The sequence below is a fragment of the Spiroplasma endosymbiont of Clivina fossor genome (assembly GCF_964031115.1).
GTDB lineage: Bacteria > Bacillota_I > Bacilli_A > Mycoplasmatales > Nriv7 > Nriv7.
Genome location: NZ_OZ035006.1, coordinates 1,803,191 through 1,826,741, shown reverse-complemented (window position 1 = coordinate 1,826,741; position 23,551 = coordinate 1,803,191). Strand labels below are relative to the sequence as shown.

General features: G+C 25.7%; 30 protein-coding genes. 13 read left to right on the top strand and 17 right to left on the bottom strand.

What is annotated here, in order from left to right; genetic code table 4:
• Positions 1 to 206 precede the first annotated feature (206 nt).
• Complete coding sequence (locus AAHM82_RS11095) at positions 207 to 1,166, top strand: IS1/IS1595 family N-terminal zinc-binding domain-containing protein (protein ID WP_342263352.1); 960 nt, start codon at positions 207 to 209, stop codon at positions 1,164 to 1,166.
• Positions 1,167 to 1,292: 126 nt separating this feature from the next.
• On the opposite strand, the gene AAHM82_RS11090 is transcribed toward AAHM82_RS11095, so the two are convergent.
• From AAHM82_RS11090 to AAHM82_RS11065, 7 genes are all read right to left on the bottom strand, one after another.
• Positions 1,293 to 3,911 carry a valine--tRNA ligase gene (locus tag AAHM82_RS11090; RefSeq protein WP_425289033.1) on the bottom strand — a complete coding sequence of 873 codons (2,619 nt, stop codon included), beginning with the start codon at positions 3,909 to 3,911 and terminating at the stop codon, positions 1,293 to 1,295.
• A gap of 273 nt (positions 3,912 to 4,184) precedes the next feature.
• On the bottom strand, positions 4,185 to 4,577 hold the full coding sequence (locus AAHM82_RS14770) for a transposase family protein (RefSeq protein WP_342264845.1): 393 nt from the start codon (positions 4,575 to 4,577) through the stop codon (positions 4,185 to 4,187).
• Entirely contained in the window at positions 4,574 to 5,014 is a 441-nt protein-coding gene (locus AAHM82_RS14765; protein ID WP_425288983.1) for a helix-turn-helix domain-containing protein, read from the bottom strand. Before AAHM82_RS14765 ends, AAHM82_RS14770 begins: the two co-directional genes overlap by 4 nt.
• Positions 5,015 to 5,062: 48 nt before the next feature.
• Positions 5,063 to 5,227, bottom strand: a complete 165-nt coding sequence (locus tag AAHM82_RS11080; RefSeq protein WP_342263970.1) for a hypothetical protein — start codon at positions 5,225 to 5,227, stop codon at positions 5,063 to 5,065.
• Between the two features lie 59 nt (positions 5,228 to 5,286).
• Positions 5,287 to 5,478, bottom strand: a complete 192-nt coding sequence (locus AAHM82_RS11075) for an HAD family hydrolase (RefSeq protein WP_342264883.1) — start codon at positions 5,476 to 5,478, stop codon at positions 5,287 to 5,289.
• On the bottom strand, positions 5,466 to 5,822 hold the full coding sequence (locus AAHM82_RS11070; RefSeq protein WP_342263969.1) for a hypothetical protein: 357 nt from the start codon (positions 5,820 to 5,822) through the stop codon (positions 5,466 to 5,468). Before AAHM82_RS11070 ends, AAHM82_RS11075 begins: the two co-directional genes overlap by 13 nt.
• Entirely contained in the window at positions 5,812 to 6,027 is a 216-nt protein-coding gene (locus AAHM82_RS11065; protein WP_342263968.1) for a hypothetical protein, read from the bottom strand. Before AAHM82_RS11065 ends, AAHM82_RS11070 begins: the two co-directional genes overlap by 11 nt.
• Positions 6,028 to 6,255: 228 nt before the next feature.
• Between AAHM82_RS11065 and AAHM82_RS14760 the strand changes: the two genes are divergently transcribed.
• Entirely contained in the window at positions 6,256 to 6,696 is a 441-nt protein-coding gene (locus tag AAHM82_RS14760; RefSeq protein WP_342263396.1) for a transposase family protein, read from the top strand.
• Complete coding sequence (locus AAHM82_RS14755) at positions 6,693 to 7,085, top strand: transposase family protein (RefSeq protein WP_342264845.1); 393 nt, start codon at positions 6,693 to 6,695, stop codon at positions 7,083 to 7,085. The genes AAHM82_RS14760 and AAHM82_RS14755 overlap by 4 nt, the downstream gene beginning before the upstream one ends.
• Before the next feature lie 172 nt (positions 7,086 to 7,257).
• Here the strand turns inward: AAHM82_RS14755 and AAHM82_RS11055 are convergent, their stop codons facing one another.
• Genes AAHM82_RS11055 through AAHM82_RS11045 form a run of 3 tightly spaced genes read right to left on the bottom strand, consistent with a single transcriptional unit; the run spans position 7,258 to position 8,133 of the window.
• Positions 7,258 to 7,503 carry a hypothetical protein gene (locus AAHM82_RS11055; protein ID WP_342263335.1) on the bottom strand — a complete coding sequence of 82 codons (246 nt, stop codon included), beginning with the start codon at positions 7,501 to 7,503 and terminating at the stop codon, positions 7,258 to 7,260.
• A 3-nt stretch (positions 7,504 to 7,506) separates the two neighbouring features.
• Positions 7,507 to 7,731 (bottom strand): hypothetical protein, encoded by a 225-nt coding sequence (locus AAHM82_RS11050; RefSeq protein ID WP_342263967.1) that lies wholly within the window; start codon positions 7,729 to 7,731, stop codon positions 7,507 to 7,509.
• A 24-nt stretch (positions 7,732 to 7,755) separates the two neighbouring features.
• The gene (locus AAHM82_RS11045; RefSeq protein ID WP_342263966.1) at positions 7,756 to 8,133 is read right to left on the bottom strand and encodes a hypothetical protein; all 378 of its coding nucleotides are present in this window, start codon (positions 8,131 to 8,133) and stop codon (positions 7,756 to 7,758) included.
• A gap of 424 nt (positions 8,134 to 8,557) precedes the next feature.
• Here AAHM82_RS11045 and AAHM82_RS11040 point away from each other — a divergent pair, with 424 nt between their 5' ends.
• Complete coding sequence (locus tag AAHM82_RS11040) at positions 8,558 to 9,097, top strand: hypothetical protein (protein WP_342263965.1); 540 nt, start codon at positions 8,558 to 8,560, stop codon at positions 9,095 to 9,097.
• 144 nt (positions 9,098 to 9,241) lie between these two features.
• On the opposite strand, the gene AAHM82_RS14750 is transcribed toward AAHM82_RS11040, so the two are convergent.
• Both AAHM82_RS14750 and AAHM82_RS14745 read right to left on the bottom strand, forming a co-directional pair.
• On the bottom strand, positions 9,242 to 9,634 hold the full coding sequence (locus AAHM82_RS14750) for a transposase family protein (protein WP_342264845.1): 393 nt from the start codon (positions 9,632 to 9,634) through the stop codon (positions 9,242 to 9,244).
• On the bottom strand, positions 9,631 to 10,083 hold the full coding sequence (locus AAHM82_RS14745; RefSeq protein ID WP_425288968.1) for a helix-turn-helix domain-containing protein: 453 nt from the start codon (positions 10,081 to 10,083) through the stop codon (positions 9,631 to 9,633). The genes AAHM82_RS14750 and AAHM82_RS14745 overlap by 4 nt, the downstream gene beginning before the upstream one ends.
• A 161-nt stretch (positions 10,084 to 10,244) precedes the next feature.
• Between AAHM82_RS14745 and AAHM82_RS11030 the strand changes: the two genes are divergently transcribed.
• From AAHM82_RS11030 to AAHM82_RS11005, 7 genes are all read left to right on the top strand, one after another.
• Entirely contained in the window at positions 10,245 to 11,357 is a 1,113-nt protein-coding gene (locus tag AAHM82_RS11030; RefSeq protein ID WP_342263964.1) for a hypothetical protein, read from the top strand.
• On the top strand, positions 11,338 to 11,889 hold the full coding sequence (locus AAHM82_RS11025) for a hypothetical protein (protein ID WP_342263963.1): 552 nt from the start codon (positions 11,338 to 11,340) through the stop codon (positions 11,887 to 11,889). The genes AAHM82_RS11030 and AAHM82_RS11025 overlap by 20 nt, the downstream gene beginning before the upstream one ends.
• Complete coding sequence (locus tag AAHM82_RS11020) at positions 11,876 to 13,408, top strand: hypothetical protein (RefSeq protein ID WP_342263962.1); 1,533 nt, start codon at positions 11,876 to 11,878, stop codon at positions 13,406 to 13,408. Before AAHM82_RS11025 ends, AAHM82_RS11020 begins: the two co-directional genes overlap by 14 nt.
• 38 nt (positions 13,409 to 13,446) lie before the next feature.
• Entirely contained in the window at positions 13,447 to 14,667 is a 1,221-nt protein-coding gene (locus AAHM82_RS11015; RefSeq protein WP_342263390.1) for an IS256 family transposase, read from the top strand.
• Positions 14,668 to 15,704: 1,037 nt separating this feature from the next.
• Positions 15,705 to 16,145, top strand: a complete 441-nt coding sequence (locus AAHM82_RS14740; RefSeq protein WP_342263396.1) for a transposase family protein — start codon at positions 15,705 to 15,707, stop codon at positions 16,143 to 16,145.
• The gene (locus AAHM82_RS14735; protein ID WP_342264845.1) at positions 16,142 to 16,534 is read left to right on the top strand and encodes a transposase family protein; all 393 of its coding nucleotides are present in this window, start codon (positions 16,142 to 16,144) and stop codon (positions 16,532 to 16,534) included. Before AAHM82_RS14740 ends, AAHM82_RS14735 begins: the two co-directional genes overlap by 4 nt.
• A gap of 215 nt (positions 16,535 to 16,749) precedes the next feature.
• Positions 16,750 to 17,262: a Panacea domain-containing protein gene (locus AAHM82_RS11005; protein WP_342263769.1), complete on the top strand. Its 513-nt coding sequence runs from the start codon at positions 16,750 to 16,752 to the stop codon at positions 17,260 to 17,262.
• 196 nt (positions 17,263 to 17,458) lie between these two features.
• Here the strand turns inward: AAHM82_RS11005 and AAHM82_RS11000 are convergent, their stop codons facing one another.
• Together AAHM82_RS11000 and AAHM82_RS10995 are read right to left on the bottom strand one after the other, a co-directional pair.
• Positions 17,459 to 18,445 (bottom strand): hypothetical protein, encoded by a 987-nt coding sequence (locus tag AAHM82_RS11000; protein WP_342263961.1) that lies wholly within the window; start codon positions 18,443 to 18,445, stop codon positions 17,459 to 17,461.
• A complete protein-coding gene (locus tag AAHM82_RS10995; protein ID WP_342263960.1) occupies positions 18,355 to 19,128 on the bottom strand; it encodes a hypothetical protein in 774 nt (257 codons plus the stop codon). Before AAHM82_RS10995 ends, AAHM82_RS11000 begins: the two co-directional genes overlap by 91 nt.
• A 73-nt stretch (positions 19,129 to 19,201) precedes the next feature.
• Here AAHM82_RS10995 and AAHM82_RS10990 point away from each other — a divergent pair, with 73 nt between their 5' ends.
• Positions 19,202 to 19,336 carry a hypothetical protein gene (locus AAHM82_RS10990; protein WP_342263786.1) on the top strand — a complete coding sequence of 45 codons (135 nt, stop codon included), beginning with the start codon at positions 19,202 to 19,204 and terminating at the stop codon, positions 19,334 to 19,336.
• A gap of 72 nt (positions 19,337 to 19,408) precedes the next feature.
• On the opposite strand, the gene AAHM82_RS10985 is transcribed toward AAHM82_RS10990, so the two are convergent.
• Positions 19,409 to 20,368, bottom strand: coding sequence for an IS1/IS1595 family N-terminal zinc-binding domain-containing protein (locus tag AAHM82_RS10985; RefSeq protein WP_342263605.1), 960 nt, complete (start codon positions 20,366 to 20,368; stop codon positions 19,409 to 19,411).
• 328 nt (positions 20,369 to 20,696) lie between these two features.
• Between AAHM82_RS10985 and AAHM82_RS10980 the strand changes: the two genes are divergently transcribed.
• Positions 20,697 to 21,665, top strand: coding sequence for an integrase core domain-containing protein (locus AAHM82_RS10980; protein WP_342263959.1), 969 nt, complete (start codon positions 20,697 to 20,699; stop codon positions 21,663 to 21,665).
• 163 nt (positions 21,666 to 21,828) lie between these two features.
• On the opposite strand, the gene AAHM82_RS10975 is transcribed toward AAHM82_RS10980, so the two are convergent.
• On the bottom strand, positions 21,829 to 22,164 hold the full coding sequence (locus AAHM82_RS10975) for a hypothetical protein (protein WP_342263958.1): 336 nt from the start codon (positions 22,162 to 22,164) through the stop codon (positions 21,829 to 21,831).
• A gap of 153 nt (positions 22,165 to 22,317) precedes the next feature.
• Entirely contained in the window at positions 22,318 to 23,526 is a 1,209-nt protein-coding gene (locus AAHM82_RS10970) for an IS256 family transposase (protein ID WP_425289032.1), read from the bottom strand.
• Between the last annotated feature and the right edge of the window lie 25 nt (positions 23,527 to 23,551).

Sequence of the window (23,551 nt, the reverse complement as noted above, 5' to 3'; positions counted from 1 at the left end):
ATGCGATAATAAAAATCCCATTAAAATAAGAATACTTATTATTAATAGCAAAAATAATAATTTTAGGTTTCTTCATTTTTTCACCCGTAATTAAATTACTTATAAAATAATGAATTTCCTTTTTTAATTTTGTCGAAAACTCTTGATATTTATTGAATATACTTAATTTTAGGTATATTTTAATATGATAGAGGTGGATAATAATTATGGAAAAAATAATTCAAGAACTAGTAAATACTTTAACAGATGATCAATTTTTAGAATTTTATGAAAAAGTCAAACAACAAGCAGAATTAATAAAAAAACAAAAACGTTTAAATGAAATTGATCAAAAATTTAGAGCGCAAGGTATTAAATGCCCTAAATGTGAATCTTACCATTGCGTTAAAAATGGACATAATTCAGAAGGAAAACAAAAATATTTATGTAAAAATTGCCGTGCAAGTTTTGACGCTTTTCGTAATCATTTTATTTATTGAAGTCATTTAAATTATGAACAATGAAATTTATTGATTCAAATTTCATTGCTGGGGCAATCTAGTAAAACAATTTCTCGTTTTATTAAAACTACATTAAAAACTGCTTGATATAATCGTCAAAAATTAATGAAATCAAAACAATTAGAAAATACCCAATTAAAATTTAAAAAATTATCTGGTAAAATCCAAATCGATGAAACATTTATTAAAGAAATCCATAAAGGAAATTTCAAATATAAAACTGATCCACGAAGAATTCACCTTGACCCATTCGCAACTAATACTAAATGCTGTATTCAAATGGCAATTGATAATAATAACAATATTTATGTTAAATCCACAAACACCAAACGTTTACAAAAACAATGAGTTATTGAAAATATGAACAAAGAATTAATTAACGAAAATTCAATTATTACTTCTGATATGCAAAAATTATATTTTTTAGTAGCAAAACAAACAAATTCTACTTTATGTGTAACTAAAACAACAATTAATCCTGAAGCTAGTTATCGTAACTTAAATAAAATCAGTAAATTACAATCTAGTCTTAAAGAAGCCTTAATTCATTATCATGGTTTAGGTTTTACTAATATTCAAAATTATTTAAATCTCTGAAAATGAAAATACCAACATAAGGGTTTAACTCCAAACCAACAAACAGCGGTATTATATTTTAATGTATAAAAAAGTTAAAGTAAAAATAGTAATTTTACATAAAAGCCTTTTAAAATTATCAAGTTGATGATTTTTTTTATTTTATCAAGAGTTTTCGACAAAATTAAAAATTTCCTTTAAAATATTTATTAATAACTAAGATAAAATGTCTTGTAATTTTTTTTGTAATTGTTTATATAATTCCTCATACTGTTCATATTTATGCTTTTCAGCATTAACTTTTGCAATTGGAGCCTTATTTAAAAACTGTTCATTATTTAATATTGTTTTACTTCGTTCTAACTCACGATGAATATCTTGTAACTGTTTTTGAATAAATAATTGTTGTTCTTTTTTATTAATTGTCATATCTAAAAAAACATCAATTGTTCCATCAATTAAAGGAAGCGCGATTGTTTGTCCTAAATGAGATATTTTCTCATTAATAGTTGTCATTTGACTATTAGTTAACTTTTGCAAAAAACCATTAATTTCCTGAGCATATTTCTGATAATCAAGATTATCAGAATTTAAATTAAAATTCAAAGCAATGTGATGCTTAATATTTCTTGTTGCTCGTAATTCTCTAATAACTGTTGTAATGTTAATAACATTAACTAAATAATTTACGGGAGCAATATTTTCTAAAACTATCGGATATTTTTCTTCCATAATTGATTTGCCGTTATTAAACATCTTTTGATAAATCTCTTCAGTTACAAAAGGAATTAAAGGATGCAATAAAATAACAATTTGCTTTAAAAGATAAAATAATACTTGAATTGACCCCACTTTAGTTTTAGGATTTTGTAAATTACTTTTTGATAACTCAATATATCAAGAGCAAAAATCATCTCAAACAAAATCAAAAAGATATTTACCACTAACAACAAATTCATATTTCTCCATATTTGCTTGCACCTTTTCAAGAACAAAATTAAAATTATTTAAAATTCAATAATCAACAGCCTCTAATTGTAAATCTAAAATATTATTCACTGGCTTAAAATCATTGGCTAAATTTAAAAGCACATATCTGCTAGCATTTCAAAGTTTATTAATAAAATTTCACGAAGAACGAACTTTAGTAATACTAAATCGTAAATCTTGCCCCGGAGTACTATTAGTTAATAAAAAAAATCGTAAACTATCAGCACCATACTCAGTAATAATATCCATTGGATCAATCCCATTACCTAAAGATTTTGACATTTTTCTTCCTTGTTCATCACGAATTAAACCATGAATTAATACCGTTTTGAAAGGTTTTTTATTAACTAAATATAATGATTCAAAAATCATCCGACTAATTCAAAAGAAAATAATATCATAACCAGTAACTAACAAGGAATTTGGCAAATATTTTTCAAAAAATAATTTATCATTATTTTGTTGAGCAAATATTAAAGGTCACAAAGCACTAGAAAATCAAGTATCTAAAACATCACTATCTTGTACTCATTCTTCTTTATTAGGTGGCGTTATGGCCACAATAATTTCCTTAGTATCTTGATGATATCATACTGGCAATTGATGACCCCATCACAATTGTCGGGAGATACATCAATCCTGAATATTTTCTAACCATTGATCTAAAATATTTGCAAATCTTGATGGATAAAACAAAATCGCATCAGCACTATTTTGTAATTTTAAAGCTCTATTTACTAATGGCTGCATTTTAACAAACCATTGTTCTGATAAATATGGTTCAATAATAGCATCACTGCGTTCTGAATATCCTACTTGATGAACAAAATCAGCAATTTTAACAACTAAATTTTGTTTTTCTAAATCACCTATTAACTGTTGTCGACAAACAAAACGGTCTAATCCCTCATATTGTAAAGCTGTGGCATTCATTATGCCACCAGAATCCATACAAATAATTAAATCCAAATTATGTCTTTTAGCAATTTGATAATCATTAAAATCATGAGCAGGCGTACATTTCATTATTCCTGTTCCAAATTCCATAACAATGTATTCATCAGCAATTATCGGAATTCTTTGTTTATTAACGGGATTAATAACTTCTTTATGAAGATACTTTTGATAACGAACATCATTAGGATGAAAAACTAAAGCCTGATCAGCAAACATCGTTTCTGGTCTTGTTGTGGCAATTGTAATCATTTCATCACTATCTACTAAGGGATAATTAAGATAATACATTTTACCTTGAACTTCTTTATAAGTTACTTCCATATTCGATAACGCTGTTTTTAATTGTGGGTCTCAATTAATAATTTTTTTGCCACGATAAATTAAACCATCATTATATAATTTAACAAATGTTTCATTAACTAATTGATTAACATCACTATCTAAAGTAAACTTCTCATAACGATAATCTAATGCTAATCCTAATTTTGCTCATTGCTCACGAATTACCTTAGCATATTCATCCTTTCACGAATTAACTTTAGTAATAAACTGATCACGAGAAAAATTAGTAATCCGTTTTTTCTCTTCATCTCATATTCTTTCAGTAACTTTTACTTGGGTAGCAATCCCTGCATGATCCATTCCCGGAAATCAAGTAACACCATAACCAGTTAAAATTTTATAACGCGCCATAACATCTTGTAAAGTATTATTCCAAGCATGACCCAAATGTAATTTACCCGTAATATTAGGTGGAGGCAAAATCATACTAAAAACAGGTTTATTATTAATATTATCAGCACTAAATAATCGTTTTTCTAATCAATAATCATACTTACCATTTTCTACTTCAAAATGCTCATATTTTTTACTTAATGATTTCATTAATTCTCTCCTACTTATTTTCAATAATTATATCAAACATTAAGGAATATAAAAAATGATACTTAATTAATCTAATATTTAATCTTTTTTCAACGAAAATACAATAGACTTCTTGCAAAATTAATATGATAATTATAATTTTTAAATTTAAAATAAATATAAAAGTGTTATTAAAATAATTTTTAGATTATTTTTACAAATATTTTGTCATTAAAACATAATAAAAATTATTATTTACAATAAAAAAAGACTGAAATTTTAAATTATCAAATATATTTAAACTAATAGTTGTAAATTATAAATTGAAGCTATTAAATTAAATCTTAAAGCAAATCTTTTTCTACGATTTCGATATTTTTCACTAATAATTTTAAATTTTTTAAGTATAGCAAAAACATTTTCAATAACAATTCTCATTTTTGAAATTCGCTCATTATTTTGCTTTTCTTCTTTATTTAAAGGGTTTTTCTTTGATTTTCTTTTAGGAATTAAAACATTATGATTAATTTTTTGTATGCCTTGATAACCTAAATCCACTAAAACAGTTGTTTCTGGTAAAAATTTAATTTTTGAATCTTTTAAAATTTTAAAGTCATGGTTTTTACCATAAGAAAAATCAGAACTAATAATTTTTTTACTATCTTTTTCAATTATAACTTGTGTTTTTATTGTGTGTTTTTTCTTTTTTCCTGAGTAGTGCTGTTTTTGTCTTTTTTTGGGCGTTGGATTTGGCTTTCAGTTACATCAATTATAACAGTCTTATCTTTGAAATAATCTTTTAATAGTGATTTTTGACCAGTAAGTTGTTGAAAATTAGGGTGTTTTATTAAAGTGTCTTCAATTCATTTGATATTTCTATAACAACTACTTTCACTAATATCATAACTTTTTGCAATATGAAAATAAGTTCTATATTCTCTTCAATATTCTAAAGTCATTAAAATACGATTTTCTAATGATAATTTATTGGTTCTTCCGCGACGAAATCTCTTTTTTAATTTTTCTATTTTTAAAATTTCTAGCATTTTATTAAAAGTAGTATGTTTAATACCAGTTAATCTTAAAAAATTTTTATCACTTATTTGATTATTTTTTTTAAATTTCATTTAAATTCCATCTTTTTATTAAAAACAACAATTCAATTATATTTTAAATTAATTTTGCAAGAAGTCTAATGAATTTACAACAACAGTAAGATCAGAAAATGCCATCGCCGCCGCCGCAAAAATTGCAAACTCAAAATTAGGAATTGATATTCAAAATCAACCAGATAACATTGCTACTGGTAAGGCAATAAGGTTATAACCAAATGCTCACATAAAATTAGTTCAAATAACTCTTCTTGTTTGCTTCGTTAACACAATCGCTTTATAAATATTTAAAACATCAGGTTTAATGATAATAATATCACTAAGATTAACTGCAATTTCCGCGCTCCTGTTCCCATCGCAATTGATAAATCAGCTTGTTGTAAAGCAACACTATCATTAACACCATCACCAACAAATGCCACTTTTTTACCTTGTTTTTGCAATTTCTTAATAATATTAGCTTTATCTAATGGTTGAATATTAGCAAAGTAATGGTCAATACCAATAGCAACTCCTCTAGTAATAACTTCATTATCACCACACTAATCATATAAACCTCAATACCTTCTCGCTTCAACTTAGCAACTGTTTTAATCGCATTTAACTTAATCTGATCCTCTAACACAAATAAAGTTACAATAACTTTATCAATTGCTAACCCCAATATCAATTGATTAATTTCTTTGCTTTTTTCAACAATTCTTTGTAAAGGAACTGCTAAAACAAATTTTTTTTCTAATAATTTAGTAATCGAAGAAATCGTAACTCGCTGTTTATTACATAACCCTTGAATGCCAAAACCAATAGTTTCTTTAAAAAACATCCGTCAAGGATACTTTACTAATATTATATGCTTCTTGGTATGCTTTAAAAGCAGTAGCAATTGGATGCGCTGAAAAATTTTCTAAACTCACAGCAAAAGTAATATGCTTTTCTTCGCCATAAATAGCCTTAATACTTAATTTGCCATCAGTAACAATTCCGGTTTTATCAAAAGCAACAATAATCAATTTGATTAATTTTTTCAAAAGCATGAACTTTATTAAAAATAATTCCTTCCTGTGTTGACTTTGCAATTCCCACAGTTATTGCTAAAGGTGTCGCGCGCTAATCCCAAGGCACAAGGACAAGCAATAATTAGTGTTGAAATTGCAGTTTTAATAGCAATCCCATAAGGGTCAGACATAATAGACTTCTTGCAAAATTAATTTAAAATATAATTGAATTGTTGTTTTTAATAAAAAGGTGGAATTTAAATGAAATTTAAAAAAAATAATCAAATAAGTGATAAAAATTTTTTAAGATTAACTGGTATTAAACATACTACTTTTAATAAAATGCTAGAAATTTTAAAAATAGAAGAATTAAAAAAGAGATTTCGTCGCGGAAGAACCAATAAATTATCATTAGAAAATCGTATTTTAATGACTTTAGAATATTGAAGAGAATATAGAACTTATTTTCATATTGCAAAAAGTTATGATATTAGTGAAAGTAGTTGTTATAGAAATATCAAATGAATTGAAGACACTTTAATAAAACACCCTAATTTTCAACAACTTACTGGTCAAAAATCACTATTAAAAGATTATTTCAAAGATAAGACTGTTATAATTGATGTAACTGAAAGCCAAATCCAACGCCCAAAAAAAGACAAAAACAGCACTACTCAGGAAAAAAGAAAAAACACACAATAAAAACACAAGTTATAATTGAAAAAGATAGTAAAAAAATTATTAGTTCTGATTTTTCTTATGGTAAAAACCATGACTTTAAAATTTTAAAAGATTCAAAAATTAAATTTTTACCAGAAACAACTGTTTTAGTGGATTTAGGTTATCAAGGCATACAAAAAATTAATCATAATGTTTTAATTCCTAAAAGAAAATCAAAGAAAAACCCTTTAAATAAAGAAGAAAAGCAAAATAATGAGCGAATTTCAAAAATGAGAATTGTTATTGAAAATGTTTTTGCTATACTTAAAAAATTTAAAATTATTAGTGAAAAATATCGAAATCGTAGAAAAAGATTTGCTTTAAGATTTAATTTAATAGCTTCAATTTATAATTTACAACTATTAGTTTAAATATATTTGATAATTTAAAATTTCAGTCTTTTTTTATTGTAAATAATAATTTTTATTATGTTTTAATGACAAAATATTTGTAAAAATAATCTAAAAATTATTTTAATAACACTTTTATATTTATTTTAAATTTAAAAATTATAATTATCATATTAATTTTGCAAGAAGTCTATTATATTTTTCTTCTTATGTGTTGTCAGCAAAGAAAATGAGTACATTTTTCTTGTGGCACACAGCAATTTTGATAATCATAAGTTTTTTTAGTTTTTCGCTTACAATAATTTTCTATTCTTTTAAACTCACATTGTAATGATTTTTCTTTTAATTGACAATTAATTGCTTTTAACGCTGTAATTATTTCTTTATAAGAATATTTTTGGCGTAACGCTTTAAGTCAATAAAAATGTTTGTTTTCCATTAATTAATCTTCCTCAATTATTTCTTTATAAATAATTCATTTCCGCGGACGAATGGCTTTTTTCTTGTAATAAATTACAGTTTCTAATGAGTGTACTTTTCTTTTAAAATTAGAATTATTACGCGAAAGTCCATAATAGCGTTCTACAATTTTGGCAACACTATCATAAACACCGACTAACTCATTGGTTTCGCAAGAATATATAACATAACAATATTTTTTAGCCATTTAGTACTGTTCAAGATTTAATAACTAATTTAAATCAGTTTCTTTTAGTCATTCGGGAATAATATAATTAAAATTAATATTTTTATCAGCTTCAGATTTTTTAATATTTTCTAAAAATTTTTGTCGATTTTTAATTTTAACTTCTTCATACAAATTAATAATTTCTTGCCCCTTAATGGTTGTAATTTTTTGTGCACCGTTGGCATCATACTTAATAACTTCATAATCATTTTCTGTAAAAATACCGATCACCATCTGATTTGCATATTTAATTGATGAGTATACTAGTTTTCTAGGAACTCAAGAACCACCACCGCTATTGGGAATTGATAGTAAAATCGCATTTGTTGTTTCAGCAACAATATATTTTTTATTCAAAAATAAATTTTTTAAGTTAGTCATTATTTATTAACTCCTCATATCAATAATTTTTTAGTTTTTGTAAAAAGATAATATATATCCTTCCTTATATGCAATTTCCTAGTTAGCTAACATAGTTAACCATCTAAGAAATCTATGTTATCTCTCTTATGTTATTAACTAAGTTATGTTAGCTAACTAGGTACGAGAAATGCTCGAAATTACCAAAAAGCATTTTTTGGCACACCTAAAAAGTGTTCTCATATTTACAACACAACTTTTTAAATAGAATTTAGTTTTTGTTCGAACAAGTTAATAAATTAATAAAGTTAGTTTAATTTTATTAATTAAAATACCTACCTCCTTTAAAAAATTATTGTTAAGAGGAACATTCTTACTGGTCTAAAATGTCTGTGTTACCTTACATGATTTTGAGATTGGGGCTTCAATTATAGCTTTTGTTTTAGTGGGCGATGCAATATCGCAAATAGTTCGTAATCGTGCGATTGATGGGTTACAAGATTTAATGTCGTTGCAAGTAAAAGAGGCGACTATTTTTAAAGAAAATAATAAATATGTAACAATTGCTGCTATTGATATTAAAATTGATGATCAGTTATTAGTTAAAAAGGGTGATAAAATTCCTACTGATGGTGTTTTAATGGGGGAATTAGCATATATTAATGATTCATTAATTACAAGTGAAAGTCAAATTGTAAAAAAATTGACTGGTGAATTATTAATTGGTGGTTCTGCTAATGCTGGTGAAGCTTTTATAATGCGAGCAACAAAAATTGGTAATGAAACGATATTAGCAAATATTATTAATAGAGTAGAACAATTGCAACAGCAAAAAACCAATTTACAAAAGATTGCTGATAGGATTGCGGCGATTTTTGTTCCCTTTGTTTTAGGGTTAGCATTATTAGTTTTTTTAGTTTATGCTTTTATTTTACCGTTATTTAACTTATCATTTATTAGACTTCTTGCAAAATTAATATGATAATTATAATTTTTAAATTTAAAATAAATATAAAAGTGTTATTAAAATAATTTTTAGATTATTTTTACAAATATTTTGTCATTAAAACATAATAAAAATTATTATTTACAATAAAAAAAGACTGAAATTTTAAATTATCAAATATATTTAAACTAATAGTTGTAAATTATAAATTGAAGCTATTAAATTAAATCTTAAAGCAAATCTTTTTCTACGATTTCGATATTTTTCACTAATAATTTTAAATTTTTTAAGTATAGCAAAAACATTTTCAATAACAATTCTCATTTTTGAAATTCGCTCATTATTTTGCTTTTCTTCTTTATTTAAAGGGTTTTTCTTTGATTTTCTTTTAGGAATTAAAACATTATGATTAATTTTTTGTATGCCTTGATAACCTAAATCCACTAAAACAGTTGTTTCTGGTAAAAATTTAATTTTTGAATCTTTTAAAATTTTAAAGTCATGGTTTTTACCATAAGAAAAATCAGAACTAATAATTTTTTTACTATCTTTTTCAATTATAACTTGTGTTTTTATTGTGTGTTTTTTCTTTTTTCCTGAGTAGTGCTGTTTTTGTCTTTTTTTGGGCGTTGGATTTGGCTTTCAGTTACATCAATTATAACAGTCTTATCTTTGAAATAATCTTTTAATAGTGATTTTTGACCAGTAAGTTGTTGAAAATTAGGGTGTTTTATTAAAGTGTCTTCAATTCATTTGATATTTCTATAACAACTACTTTCACTAATATCATAACTTTTTGCAATATGAAAATAAGTTCTATATTCTCTTCAATATTCTAAAGTCATTAAAATACGATTTTCTAATGATAATTTATTGGTTCTTCCGCGACGAAATCTCTTTTTTAATTCTTCTATTTTTAAAATTTCTAGCATTTTATTAAAAGTAGTATGTTTAATACCAGTTAATCTTAAAAAATTTTTATCACTTATTTGATTATTTTTTTTTAAATTTCATTTAAATTCCACCTTTTTATTAAAAACAACAATTCAATTATATTTTAAATTAATTTTGCAAGAAGTCTAATGTAGTAGTTAAAAAACGCGAAATTGAAAAATCAATTTTGCGAATGTATGGTTTTGCTCCTTTTGGTCATGAAGATTATTATAAATCGTATGTGTCCGACACTATGGCTAATGCATTAACTCCTAAGAAGTTGGAAATTAATATTAGTCAACAAGATTTATCACCAAAAATAATGGCATGACTTTATAAAAATGATTTTCAAAGTAAAAACTGGATTAATGAGAAACGAGCTAGCGATATTGGTGTTTCGGCATTTCTAATTTTTTTAAATCAAGGAATTATGAACTTTCAACCCATACGAGTAGCAGAACGAGAATATGATGTTTTGGGAAATTTAATTCAATGTACAATTTTTTACGACGACTATAAGAAAAATAATCTTAATTTACGCATGTACGAAACTTACCAATTAGAAAACAGCAAAGTAAAAATTACGCGTGAAATTTATGAACTAAGCACCAAAAAAATTGTTGACAATAATGGCACTTCAAAATTGGAGCAAACAATAATAAAAGTTAATGATTTTGAAAAACAACGCAATAATGAAAAATTAAATATTAACCAAGTTTTAGAAATTAATTACATACCAATTGCAATTTTTTCTAATTTACCAAGTGAGCGTGCTGACATCGCTGGTGTTGAAGATAAATTGAAAGCTTTAGATATTTTTTATGAACAAAGCATTCTAGATGCGATTTTAAACGCCACAAGATTTCTTATTAATACAAATTCACTTGTTGGTAATGTTCAAAAAAATGTAAATAAGATTATTGATGATTTTATTAAAAATCATGTTTTAGTCATGAATTATGATCAAGCACAAAATCCAATACCCTTTTCTACTATTAATGGTCAATTTAGAGGAAAAGAATTAACTTATTTATATGATTGAAATGTGACCGAGATTAATAAACGGATTGGAATGCATGTACCTGCAATTCATAAAGGGGCTCAACAAACTCGTCAAGAAAGTTCTGCGGTTAATATTCAAACTAACAATATGCTCGAGCAAAAATTATTATTACGAGAAGAAGCCCATACAAACTTTATTTACTTACTACTTAAATTTGACCGCGACTTGAATGGTAACAGTTTTATTTCAAAAGAACTTGAAAAAATGACAATCAAAGTTAATTTGAATGTAACGACCACAATCGGTAAAGAAATTAATAATATTGATATGAAAGGACAAGAAAATGGCGGATTGGAAGACTAAACCAAGTCAAGAAAATGAAACAAAGTATCGTGATTATGCAATTGATAATACTCCACTGGACTTTGCAAATTACACCGAACAATCAGACCCTGACTTGCATACAATTTATAACGAAACAAGAAAACGCGAATTATATATTTACCCTTTAAACAACCTGATTAAAAACACAAATAAACCTAATTTATACTTCTTTTCTCCCAATGTTGTTAAAATTGGCTTTATTGACCCTTTAGAAGTTAAAAAAACGATTGCTTATGAAGTTAGTGACTTTAATTTAGAATTAGATGCTCGCAATGCTACTAATATTCAAGATAATAGTGTTGAATATACTATGGTTGATGCTAAGACTATAATTTTTCAAGATGAAAGTTTATATGGCAAATTTAATCTTCATGTCGTTTCTATTGGTGAACCGGCAAACGAAAATAATTTGGATGAATTGTATATTATAAATTCTTACACCGAACGCTATGCCCCAAAATCAATTAAGGTAACCAAGGAAAACAGTTTTAGTACGGGTGCAAGATTTTAAAGTTCGTGGTTCTAATCCCATTATTGTTCGTATTCAAAAACAATTGCCCGAAGATACAAAGGTTAAAGCAATTACTATTAAATTTCCACGGCAAGCTTTATTTGGAAATATTAAATTAATTGGGAAAGTAAACGGCGTGGAGGGTTATCCGCGATTATTTATAGAAAATGACAAGGTTATGTTACCAATGCTATCAATGCCGATTGAAACTGAACCAAAAGTTAGAATTTTGCAACAATGAATGTCTAGCCAAGTTTTAGCATGAGAAAAAGCAAAGCAATTTTTTAATGAAGGAAGTGTTTTGGATTTAATCGAGGTTGGCGGCGGAACAGAAACTAGAAAAGAAGTTTTTAAAAATGCTCGTGTTACAACGGCTTCAGTTAACTACAGTGTTACAGAAAGACCAATTTTAACAATCCCTGGGGACCCACCTAGTGTGTGGCCTGATCCTGATGGTAATAAAATTATGGTAAAAGATAATAATTATTCATGGTTTGACGCTAATCCTCACGAGCTTCCATCAATTCCTTGAGCTAGATGAATTATTTGGGGGACAACAACAACAGAGTTTGGTGATGTAGAACTAGAAATTAAAAATACTAATAAAATTGATAGTCTCCAAAAAGTTTTATTAAATATGTTAACTTATACATATAATTATCGCACAAACTTCAAACATGCGACTTATGATGATAAAAATGAACCTGTTAACGATGCTGCAATTTTAAAAGCACAAATATTTGCCGGTCAAAAACCAGAAATTGTCATTACTAATTTATTTGAAGATTGAAAGTTTGAAAATCCGAAATTAGTAAATCATCCATCGGTACAAGTATTCAAACAAAGCGTAATAATGCTGTCTGATTATATTTTTTCTGAGCTATCAATAAATATGGGACTTAATGATGATTACAAATTATTATTGCCTTACTATTTCGTTCTTATTTCGGTACCAATTTTAGAAGATGGTGTTTATAAATTTAAAGATGTCAAAGTCATTTTACAGTCAAGATATTTTAAATTTGAAGATAATCAAATTAAGTTAATTCACAATGATATTTCACAAAATGAATTATTTAAGTTAAATGATAATCAATATAATTGACTACCGCTAATTAGTCGATTGGAGCCTAACGATATTCCTAGTTTGTTACCAAAAGATATTAAGTTGTCAGATGGTAATTATGGTAAAAATTTTGTTAATTGTGCTATTAAAAAAAGTAATGTAAATACAATTATGAATTTATATGGGAAAGGACAAGAAGAATTATTAAGCAATTTGCTATGATACAAAGAAATTAATATTCTAGATAGTATTACAGAGTGTAAATTTATCTTAGAAGATGAGTTAGAAAAATTTAAACGCTTAGAAATTTCAGCAATATTTGGAAAAGGAAGTTATAACTTAAAATTAGAAACTACAGAAGAAAATATTTTTGTAGAAAATATTGATTTGTTTAATTCTGAACTAAGTTCTTATATTTTTTTTGGGCCTGTCCAAAATTCTGTGTCTCGATAATTCATTCTGAATTATACTTAAAAGAAGGAGAACAGAAAATGACAAAAAAAATAAAAAAAGAACCTGACGCAATTGATAAAGTTGTTGATTATTTTTTAGAAAATATTGATAATCCACAAGATTTATTTAAAGGCAATACTATTTTTCAGGAATTTACCAAAAAATTAACTGAACGAATGTTAAATACGGAAATTAAAGATTATCTTGAAACTGATGAGAATCATAATAAAAGAAATGGCAACACACAAAAAACCATTATTACTAAAAATGGTTCAATCGCAATTGATGTACCAAGAGATCGAAATAGTACTTTTGAACCAGTAATTATTCCGAAAAGACAAAGAAGATTTGATAACTTTGATCAAAAAGTAATTTCTTTATATGCAAGAGGAATGACAATTTCTGATATCAAAGCACAATTGCAAGAATTCTATCACGGAGCAGAAATTTCAGAAAGTTTAATTAGTCAAATAACTGATGATGTTATTGAAGAAGTTAAAATGTGACAAACTAAACCTTTAGAGAAGATTTATCCGATTGTTTATTTTGATTGTATTGTTGTTAAAGTAAAGCAAGATAAACGAATAATAAATAAAGCAGTTTATCTTGCCTTAGGAATTAATTTAGATGGTTTAAAAGATATTTTAGGAATGTGAATTAGCGAGAATGAGGGCGCCAAATTTTGACTTAATAATCTTACGGAAATGAAAAATCGTGGCTTACAAGATATTCTTGTTGCTTGTAGCGATAATTTAACTGGAATGTCTGATGCAATAGAAGCTGTGTTCCCAAAAACACAGCACCAATTATGCATTGTTCATCAAATTCGTAATAGTTTAAAATTTGTCCCTTACAAAGATCGCAAACTTGTAGCTAATGATTTAAAATCAATTTATACAGCAATTAATGAAGAAATAGCGCTAGTTGCTTTAGATCATTTTTCTGAAAAATGAAATAAAAAGTATCCACAAATTACTAAATCATGAAAAAATAACTGAAATAATTTAATAATTTTTCTTGAATATCCTCAAGAATTTAGAAGGATTATTTACACAACTAATGCGATTGAATCTGTTAATAGTCAACTAAGAAAAGTCATTAAGAATAAAAAGATTTTTCCTAATGACGCATCAGTTTTTAAAATATTTTATTTAGCATTTCAAAATATGGTTAAGAAATGAACGATGCCAATTCAAAATTGGGGTAGTGCAATTTCACATTTAATGATAAAATTTGAGGACAGAGTGAATTTAAGTTAATTACTTAAAGACACAGTTAATTGTACAGTCCCATTTTTTTAGAAATTTAAAAGGAAGTTCTTTTCTTTTACTTATTATTTTTTATTTTTAATGTTGCGGTCATAAAACTTGTATATGATTACAATAATCATTGTAATTGCAAATGAAATTATCAAAATTATTGTAATTCCTGCTAGTATTCAACCCATTGATTTTTCAATGCTTTTAGTATCTTTGAAACATGAAGTTATCTTGCATATTGCAACACTTGATAATATTAATGTTATTAATAAAGTTAAAGTTGTTAACACAATACCAAATATAATTCATTTTTTTTTGTTTTGACATTTAATAGTTCCTCCAAAAATAAATTTAATTAATTGTGATTAAAAAGAGACCTAATTTTAAATTAGGTCTCTTTTTAAAATAATTTTAGACTTTAATGTCGGCTGGTCGGGTTGCTTCCACAAACGAAGCGTCAATATACTAGAATTTTATTAAGTTTACAAAAAATCTCGGCACCGCTTTTCAACCTGTTAGGGGTCCGCGTTTAGTAGGACCTTGGGGACCCTGACTTTATTGAAAGAACTTCCGTAATTTTTTTAATTTAATAAACAACTAGATTATACACGCAGATTTTGTGAAAGTCAACCCTCCCAGAGTCTTACTTTTTAAAAAATAGTGTATAATTAAGTTATAATAATTGTGAATTAAGTTTAAGGAGGGAAATTAAAATGAAAAGAAAAACAATTAGTTACAGTGATGAAATGATTAAAAGTGGTGTAGAGTTAAATAAGAAAGATAAGTTTATGAAAGCAATTTCTAAATTATTGGTTAAAGATTAAAATAATTAAATATGTTTACGCGGGGTTGGATTTTTAATTTGGTTTTACCAATGGATAGTAAAAATAATAAATAAAAAGCATCCTTATAAAATATGTTATATTTATAGATAACTGATTTGCCCCCCAGAGTTTTTTTAAAAAATAGTAGACTTCTTGCAAAATTAATTTAAAATATAATTGAATTGTTGTTTTTAATAAAAAGGTGGAATTTAAATGAAATTTAAAAAAAATAATCAAATAAGTGATAAAAATTTTTTAAGATTAACTGGTATTAAACATACTACTTTTAATAAAATGCTAGAAATTTTAAAAATAGAAGAATTAAAAAAGAGATTTCGTCGCGGAAGAACCAATAAATTATCATTAGAAAATCGTATTTTAATGACTTTAGAATATTGAAGAGAATATAGAACTTATTTTCATATTGCAAAAAGTTATGATATTAGTGAAAGTAGTTGTTATAGAAATATCAAATGAATTGAAGACACTTTAATAAAACACCCTAATTTTCAACAACTTACTGGTCAAAAATCACTATTAAAAGATTATTTCAAAGATAAGACTGTTATAATTGATGTAACTGAAAGCCAAATCCAACGCCCAAAAAAAGACAAAAACAGCACTACTCAGGAAAAAAGAAAAAACACACAATAAAAACACAAGTTATAATTGAAAAAGATAGTAAAAAAATTATTAGTTCTGATTTTTCTTATGGTAAAAACCATGACTTTAAAATTTTAAAAGATTCAAAAATTAAATTTTTACCAGAAACAACTGTTTTAGTGGATTTAGGTTATCAAGGCATACAAAAAATTAATCATAATGTTTTAATTCCTAAAAGAAAATCAAAGAAAAACCCTTTAAATAAAGAAGAAAAGCAAAATAATGAGCGAATTTCAAAAATGAGAATTGTTATTGAAAATGTTTTTGCTATACTTAAAAAATTTAAAATTATTAGTGAAAAATATCGAAATCGTAGAAAAAGATTTGCTTTAAGATTTAATTTAATAGCTTCAATTTATAATTTACAACTATTAGTTTAAATATATTTGATAATTTAAAATTTCAGTCTTTTTTTATTGTAAATAATAATTTTTATTATGTTTTAATGACAAAATATTTGTAAAAATAATCTAAAAATTATTTTAATAACACTTTTATATTTATTTTAAATTTAAAAATTATAATTATCATATTAATTTTGCAAGAAGTCTAGTGTATAATTAAGTTAATAATGATAGGAAATGATGTCTTAATTGTGAAAAATAATAATGTTATGGATATGGCAAAATATTTAATTCGTAAAAATCCAGCTTTGTTTAACTCAAAACAACTTTTTAAAAAAATTGGCTTTGAAATGTATAAAGGAGAATTTATGCTTCATAAATTGCTTCATTTAGCACAAGTTTTTCATTTATTAATTAAGAATAAACCTTTATTTAGTGTAAATGAAGAAGTAGCTTATAACAATGGACCTGTTATTATAAGTATTCACAAACAACATAATAGACCTTTAATTTTTAATACAAAAAGTGAAATTAATTTAAGTAAAGAAATTAAAAGTTTTATTGATAATATTTATTTATTTTTTGAAGACGCAAACCCTGATGAACTATTTGAAATAACACATTATGATCAATGCTGAAAGGAAGCATTTCAAAAAAGTGAAAAAAATATTAACGACGATAAAATGGATGTTAGAAATTATATTGATTTTTATAAAAAAGAATATAAGATTGCAATAGATCATTTTTCTGAGTTGTATTTGTAGATTTATATTTAGAAAGATTAAAATAATTAATATGTTTAAGTTGGGTTCAATTTTTAATTTGGTTTTACCAATGGATAGTAAAGATAATAATTTGAAATATGGTATTATATACATGGAAGACCTAGGACAAGTTGATTACATGAAAGAATCTAACTGCGGTGTAAACTCAGAACCTCTTGGGCTAAAAAGGCTATCGTTAACGATAGCCTTTTTGTTTGCCTCTTATATAAACTCTATTTGGATATAATGCATAAAAGTCTGCATCATAAGGATCGAGATACATTTTTGGGTCAGGAACATTAGTGCGTTTTTCATCATATCGTAATTCTTCGTAGCATTTGGCAGTAAAAGGATTATTCTGTAAATTTATATGACAATTACCAAATCCAAACAAATTACGCATTCAAATAACGCGATCTGTTAAACCGGCTTCTTTGGTTAATGGTGTTGTGTGCTTAATGGCTGTGCTGGTACGAATGTTAAAACTATAATCTTCAATTAGTTTTGTTTTAATTCATTCCATAGCGGTTTTTGCTTTATCATCATAATTAAAAATAACATCAGCAAAATTATAAAAATTTGCTCTTAAAGTCATGATTTCTTCTATAAGATGACTAATTTTTTCATTTTCAGAAAAATTATCTTCGGGAGTTATAACAATCTCACATATTAAATATGGATCGTAAAGTTCAGTTTTTTTATATTCTTGAAATCCCCAAAATTTTAGCACAGTATGATCGATTGGCCCAGTTGCTCAATCAATCCCGATACTATAAAAATCAAATTTATACATATCAATAGTGGCAACATAAAAATCTTTTAAATCGTATTTTTGCGTATATTTTAAATGTTTTCGAAACGGAAAGATAGTACTATCACTGTCTGAGTACTCAAAACCATATTTTACAATAGCATATTCATCGGGGTTATCTTTTTTAAGTTGGTTTACTTTTTTTCTTGAAATTTCTGGCAATTTATTTCAAGTAGAGTCTAATGTTAGTCTTAAAACAAAAATTCCTAAACCTTCAAATTCTTTTTCATTTTCGTATCAAACTTTACCAGTTTCTTTTAATAAATTCATTATCTTGTCGTTTAATGGTAAAAATGGCGTACAGTATTTTTTATAAAATGGGTGATATTTATCATAGGGGTTGCAAGTGAACGCGACAAAAAACTTTTTCATAAGTAACGAGTTTCTTGTTGTCCTGTCATTTTATCAACAAAGGTTCAAGAAAGTTCTTTTATGGATTTGTCAGAAACTTTAATCCGATTGCTACGAAACATTGACATTTGTAAACGCTCATATCTATAAATTAATTGTTTATCACTCAAAGTTTCTTTTTCTTCTGCCATAATTATTTCGTCAGTTCGTGAACACAAAAAACTAGAACCTTTTACAGCTGTTCCAAAAATTCTATTACCGTTGGCATAACCAATAAAAGTTATTCGTTGATTGGAAGGAAAAATTATTTCTCCGCCCTCTTTATTCAATTTTCAAACTATTCCGGTCACCTTAGAGTGCTCAGGTCCAATTTGAACGCCATACTTTTCTTCTAAATATTGACATAAATTATGTAAATCAGCAATTGTTGTTTCAGGATGTGTATTTTCATAGCGTCGTACTTCTTGAGCGGATGTATCTGTAAAGTTACAACAAATTCATAAATCTCAAGCTAAACAGTTTCAAGTTTTAAAGGTCATTCTAGCAGTAGGTACAAATCTATAAAAACACCTCGTTGTAAAATATTCTGCCCAATCATCGCCAACTAGTTCCTTAAAGATTTCTCAAGTAAAACCAAAGTTATTGTCACTAAAATTTAAGTCATATTTTTTATTTAATTGTGAGTAATTAGTTATTTTTTTCATTATACTAATATTATCTATGAATATTAACTGTTTTATGTGTTTGATATAGAAAAAATAAAAAAGGAAATAGAAAATGAAGTATATTGTACCTAAAAATGATTTAGCAGATTTAAAAGCTAAATTACAATCTTGAATGACTACGATTTATCATGAAAAATATTATCATAAAGTAAAAAAATGTTTTAATTTTGTCGAAAACTCTTGATAAAATAAAAAAAATCATCAACTTGATAATTTTAAAAGGCTTTTATGTAAAATTACTATTTTTACTTTAACTTTTTTATACATTAAAATATAATACCGCTGTTTGTTGGTTTGGAGTTAAACCCTTATGTTGGTATTTTCATTTTCAGAGATTTAAATAATTTTGAATATTAGTAAAACCTAAACCATGATAATGAATTAAGGCTTCTTTAAGACTAGATTGTAATTTACTGATTTTATTTAAGTTACGATAACTAGCTTCAGGATTAATTGTTGTTTTAGTTACACATAAAGTAGAATTTGTTTGTTTTGCTACTAAAAAATATAATTTTTGCATATCAGAAGTAATAATTGAATTTTCGTTAATTAATTCTTTGTTCATATTTTCAATAACTCATTGTTTTTGTAAACGTTTGGTGTTTGTGGATTTAACATAAATATTGTTATTATTATCAATTGCCATTTGAATACAGCATTTAGTATTAGTTGCGAATGGGTCAAGGTGAATTCTTCGTGGATCAGTTTTATATTTGAAATTTCCTTTATGGATTTCTTTAATGAATGTTTCATCGATTTGGATTTTACCAGATAATTTTTTAAATTTTAATTGGGTATTTTCTAATTGTTTTGATTTCATTAATTTTTGACGATTATATCAAGCAGTTTTTAATGTAGTTTTAATAAAACGAGAAATTGTTTTACTAGATTGTCCCAGCAATGAAATTTGAATCAATAAATTTCATTGTTCATAATTTAAATGACTTCAATAAATAAAATGATTACGAAAAGCGTCAAAACTTGCACGACAATTTTTACATAAATATTTTTGTTTTCCTTCTGAATTATGTCCATTTTTAACGCAATGGTAAGATTCACATTTAGGGCATTTAATACCGTGCGCTCTAAATTTTTGATCAATTTCATTTAAACGTTTTTGTTTTTTTATTAATTCTGCTTGTTGTTTGATTTTTTCATAAAATTCTAAAAATTGATCATCTGTTAAAGTATTTACTAGTTCTTGAATTATTTTTTCCATAATTATTATCCACCTCTATCATATTAAAATATACCTAAAATTAAGTATATTCAATAAATATCAAGAGTTTTCGACAAAATTAAAATAAAAAATTATTAATTATTATTAAATTTTAACTAATATTTTTACTTACTTAAATCTATTATATTTATTTGTTACAGCATTACCTTTATAATTAATTCAACTATCATCATTTTTATTATTATCCACCTCTATCATATTAAAATATACCTAAAATTAAGTATATCCAATAAATATCAAGAGTTTTCGACAAAATTAAAAAAAAAAATGAGTAAGTAAATATCTCAATTTATGTACCAACTTATATATGAATAATACAGATAACATATCTGTAAATAAATTGATTAAAAAATATTTTCGTGGTAGTAAAATGACATTTTATATTTGAGCTAAAAAAATTATTAATGGTTATTATCAAGACAACTTTTATGAATTGCAATTCAAATCAACAACACCAAAAAATATTAAATATCAATTTTCATTAGAAACCAGAAAACAAATTTGTGATTATTACTTTGATTACAAATTTGTAGGTGCGGGCGGTGTATTATCGCTTTATCATAATATTCATCAAAAAAATGTGCATGATATCGATACAAATAATGTCCCCAAATCAATTAATACTTTTTATCGTTGAATTAAACAAGACAAACGCTATGGAGAAATAAAAACGCAAATGAAAAAAGCAAAACGCCATTTTAAGCGTTATGAAGTTTCAGATATTGGACTACTGCAAATGGATGCTAAAGTGTTTACTGATAAAAATTTTCCTATTGCTAAGCATAGATTATATGTTTATGATTTCATTGACGAAATAACAAGAATTGCTTTTGGATATGTGTATGATAGTTTAGGAACCAATAATGCCATTAATGCCATGCAAAGAGCAATGAAAGATTTTAGTGAACTTGGCATAACCATTAAACGCCTTCGTACTGACAATGCTCCTGAATTTACTACTACTAACTGAAGTAATAAAAAATCGTGCAAAGTAAAAGAAAGGCCTTTTACAACCTTTCTTTCAAAAAATGGAATTATCCATGAAATCACACCAATCGGTTCTCCTCAGAGCAACGGAAAAATTGAACGGTTTCACCGTAATTATACTAGTTTATTTTGATTTAAAAAATGTGGTTTTAAAACAAAATTTGATGTTAAACAATTACAAATTCATTTGAATGAGTGGTACGCATTTTATAATTTCAAGCGAAAACATAAAAGTTTGAATTACAAAACTCCATTTGAAACTTTAAATAAATTTATTATTGCAAAATAATTATTTAAAAAATAATAGAAACTCGTGAAAAATGTTTTAATTTGGTTAATTTTGAATTAAATATTTTTTATTGTGGATAAAATTAATTTTTTAATTTTAATAATACAAAATATGGTATGATGAAATCAATTAAGAGAAGCATAGTCTAATAACTGTGTGTGATTTACACAATCTCAAAATACATATGTTGAAATTTATTATCAATCATCGTATAATTCATTAATTGTTGATGACTAATTCCTTGAAATAAACCAATAATATGTTGCTTACCATATGGTGAATATTGTAACATCAAAACAATTAAATAAATACTATAAATAAATGCCACCAAAGACGACAAAATGATTAATGAATACATGCCGACTCGTCGTTGTTGAAACAATTCTTGATATCAGGCTTTATAAAAATTAAATCCTAAAATAAACTGGACAATACTCGCAAGCATTAATTGAATAATTGGATTCCCAAAATATACTGCCAATGGATTTACTTTACCCATTGATATTCACATCGGAATAACTAATAAAATAGCAAAAACTGAGCGTAAAATTTCTTTGATTTCAAATCAACGATGTTGTTTATCAGTATGTGTTAAATGCTTCTGATGACAAAAATTACTAGGGACTGTACAATTAACTGTGTCTCTAAGTAATTAACTTAAATTCACTCTGTCCTCAAATTTTATCATTAAATGTGAAATTGCACTACCCCAATTTTGAATTGGCATCGTTCATTTCTTAACCATATTTTGAAATGCTAAATAAAATATTTTAAAAACTGATGCGTCATTAGGAAAAATCTTTTTATTCTTAATGACTTTTCTTAATTGACTATTAACAGATTCAATCGCATTAGTTGTGTAAATAATTCTTCTAAATTCCTGAGGATATTCAAGAAAAATTATTAAATTATTTCAGTTATTTTTTCATGATTTAGTAATTTGTGGATACTTTTTATTTCATTTTTCTGAAAAATGATCTAAAGCAATTAACGCTATTTCTTCATTAATTGCTGTATAAATTGATTTTAAATCATTAGCTACAAGTTTGCGATCTTTGTAAGGAACAAATTTTAAACTATTGCGAATTTGATGAACAATGCATAATTGATGCTGTGTTTTTGGGAAAACAGCTTCTATTGCATCAGACATCCCAGTTAAATTATCACTACAAGCAACAAGAATATCTTGTAACCCACGATTTTTCATTTCCGTAAGATTATTAAGTCAAAATTTGGCTCCCTCATTCTCACTAATTCACATTCCTAAAATATCTTTTAAACCATCTAAATTAATTCCTAAGGCAAGATAAACTGCTTTATTTATTATTCGTTTATCTTGCTTTACTTTAACAACAATACAATCAAAATAAACAATCGGATAAATCTTCTCTAAAGGTTTAGTTTGTCACATTTTAACTTCTTCAATAACATCATCAGTTATTTGACTAATTAAACTTTCTGAAATTTCTGCTCCGTGATAGAATTCTTGCAATTGTGCTTTGATATCAGAAATTGTCATTCCTCTTGCATATAAAGAAATTACTTTTTGATCAAAGTTATCAAATCTTCTTTGTCTTTTTGGAATAATTACTGGTTCAAAAGTACTATTTCGATCTCTTGGTACATCAATTGCGATTGAACCATTTTTAGTAATAATGGTTTTTTGTGTGTTGCCATTTCTTTTATTATGATTCTCATCAGTTTCAAGATAATCTTTAATTTCCGTATTTAACATTCGTTCAGTTAATTTTTTGGTAAATTCCTGAAAAATAGTATTGCCTTTAAATAAATCTTGTGGATTATCAATATTTTCTAAAAAATAATCAACAACTTTATCAATTGCGTCAGGTTCTTTTTTTATTTTTTTTTGTCATTTTCTGTTCTCC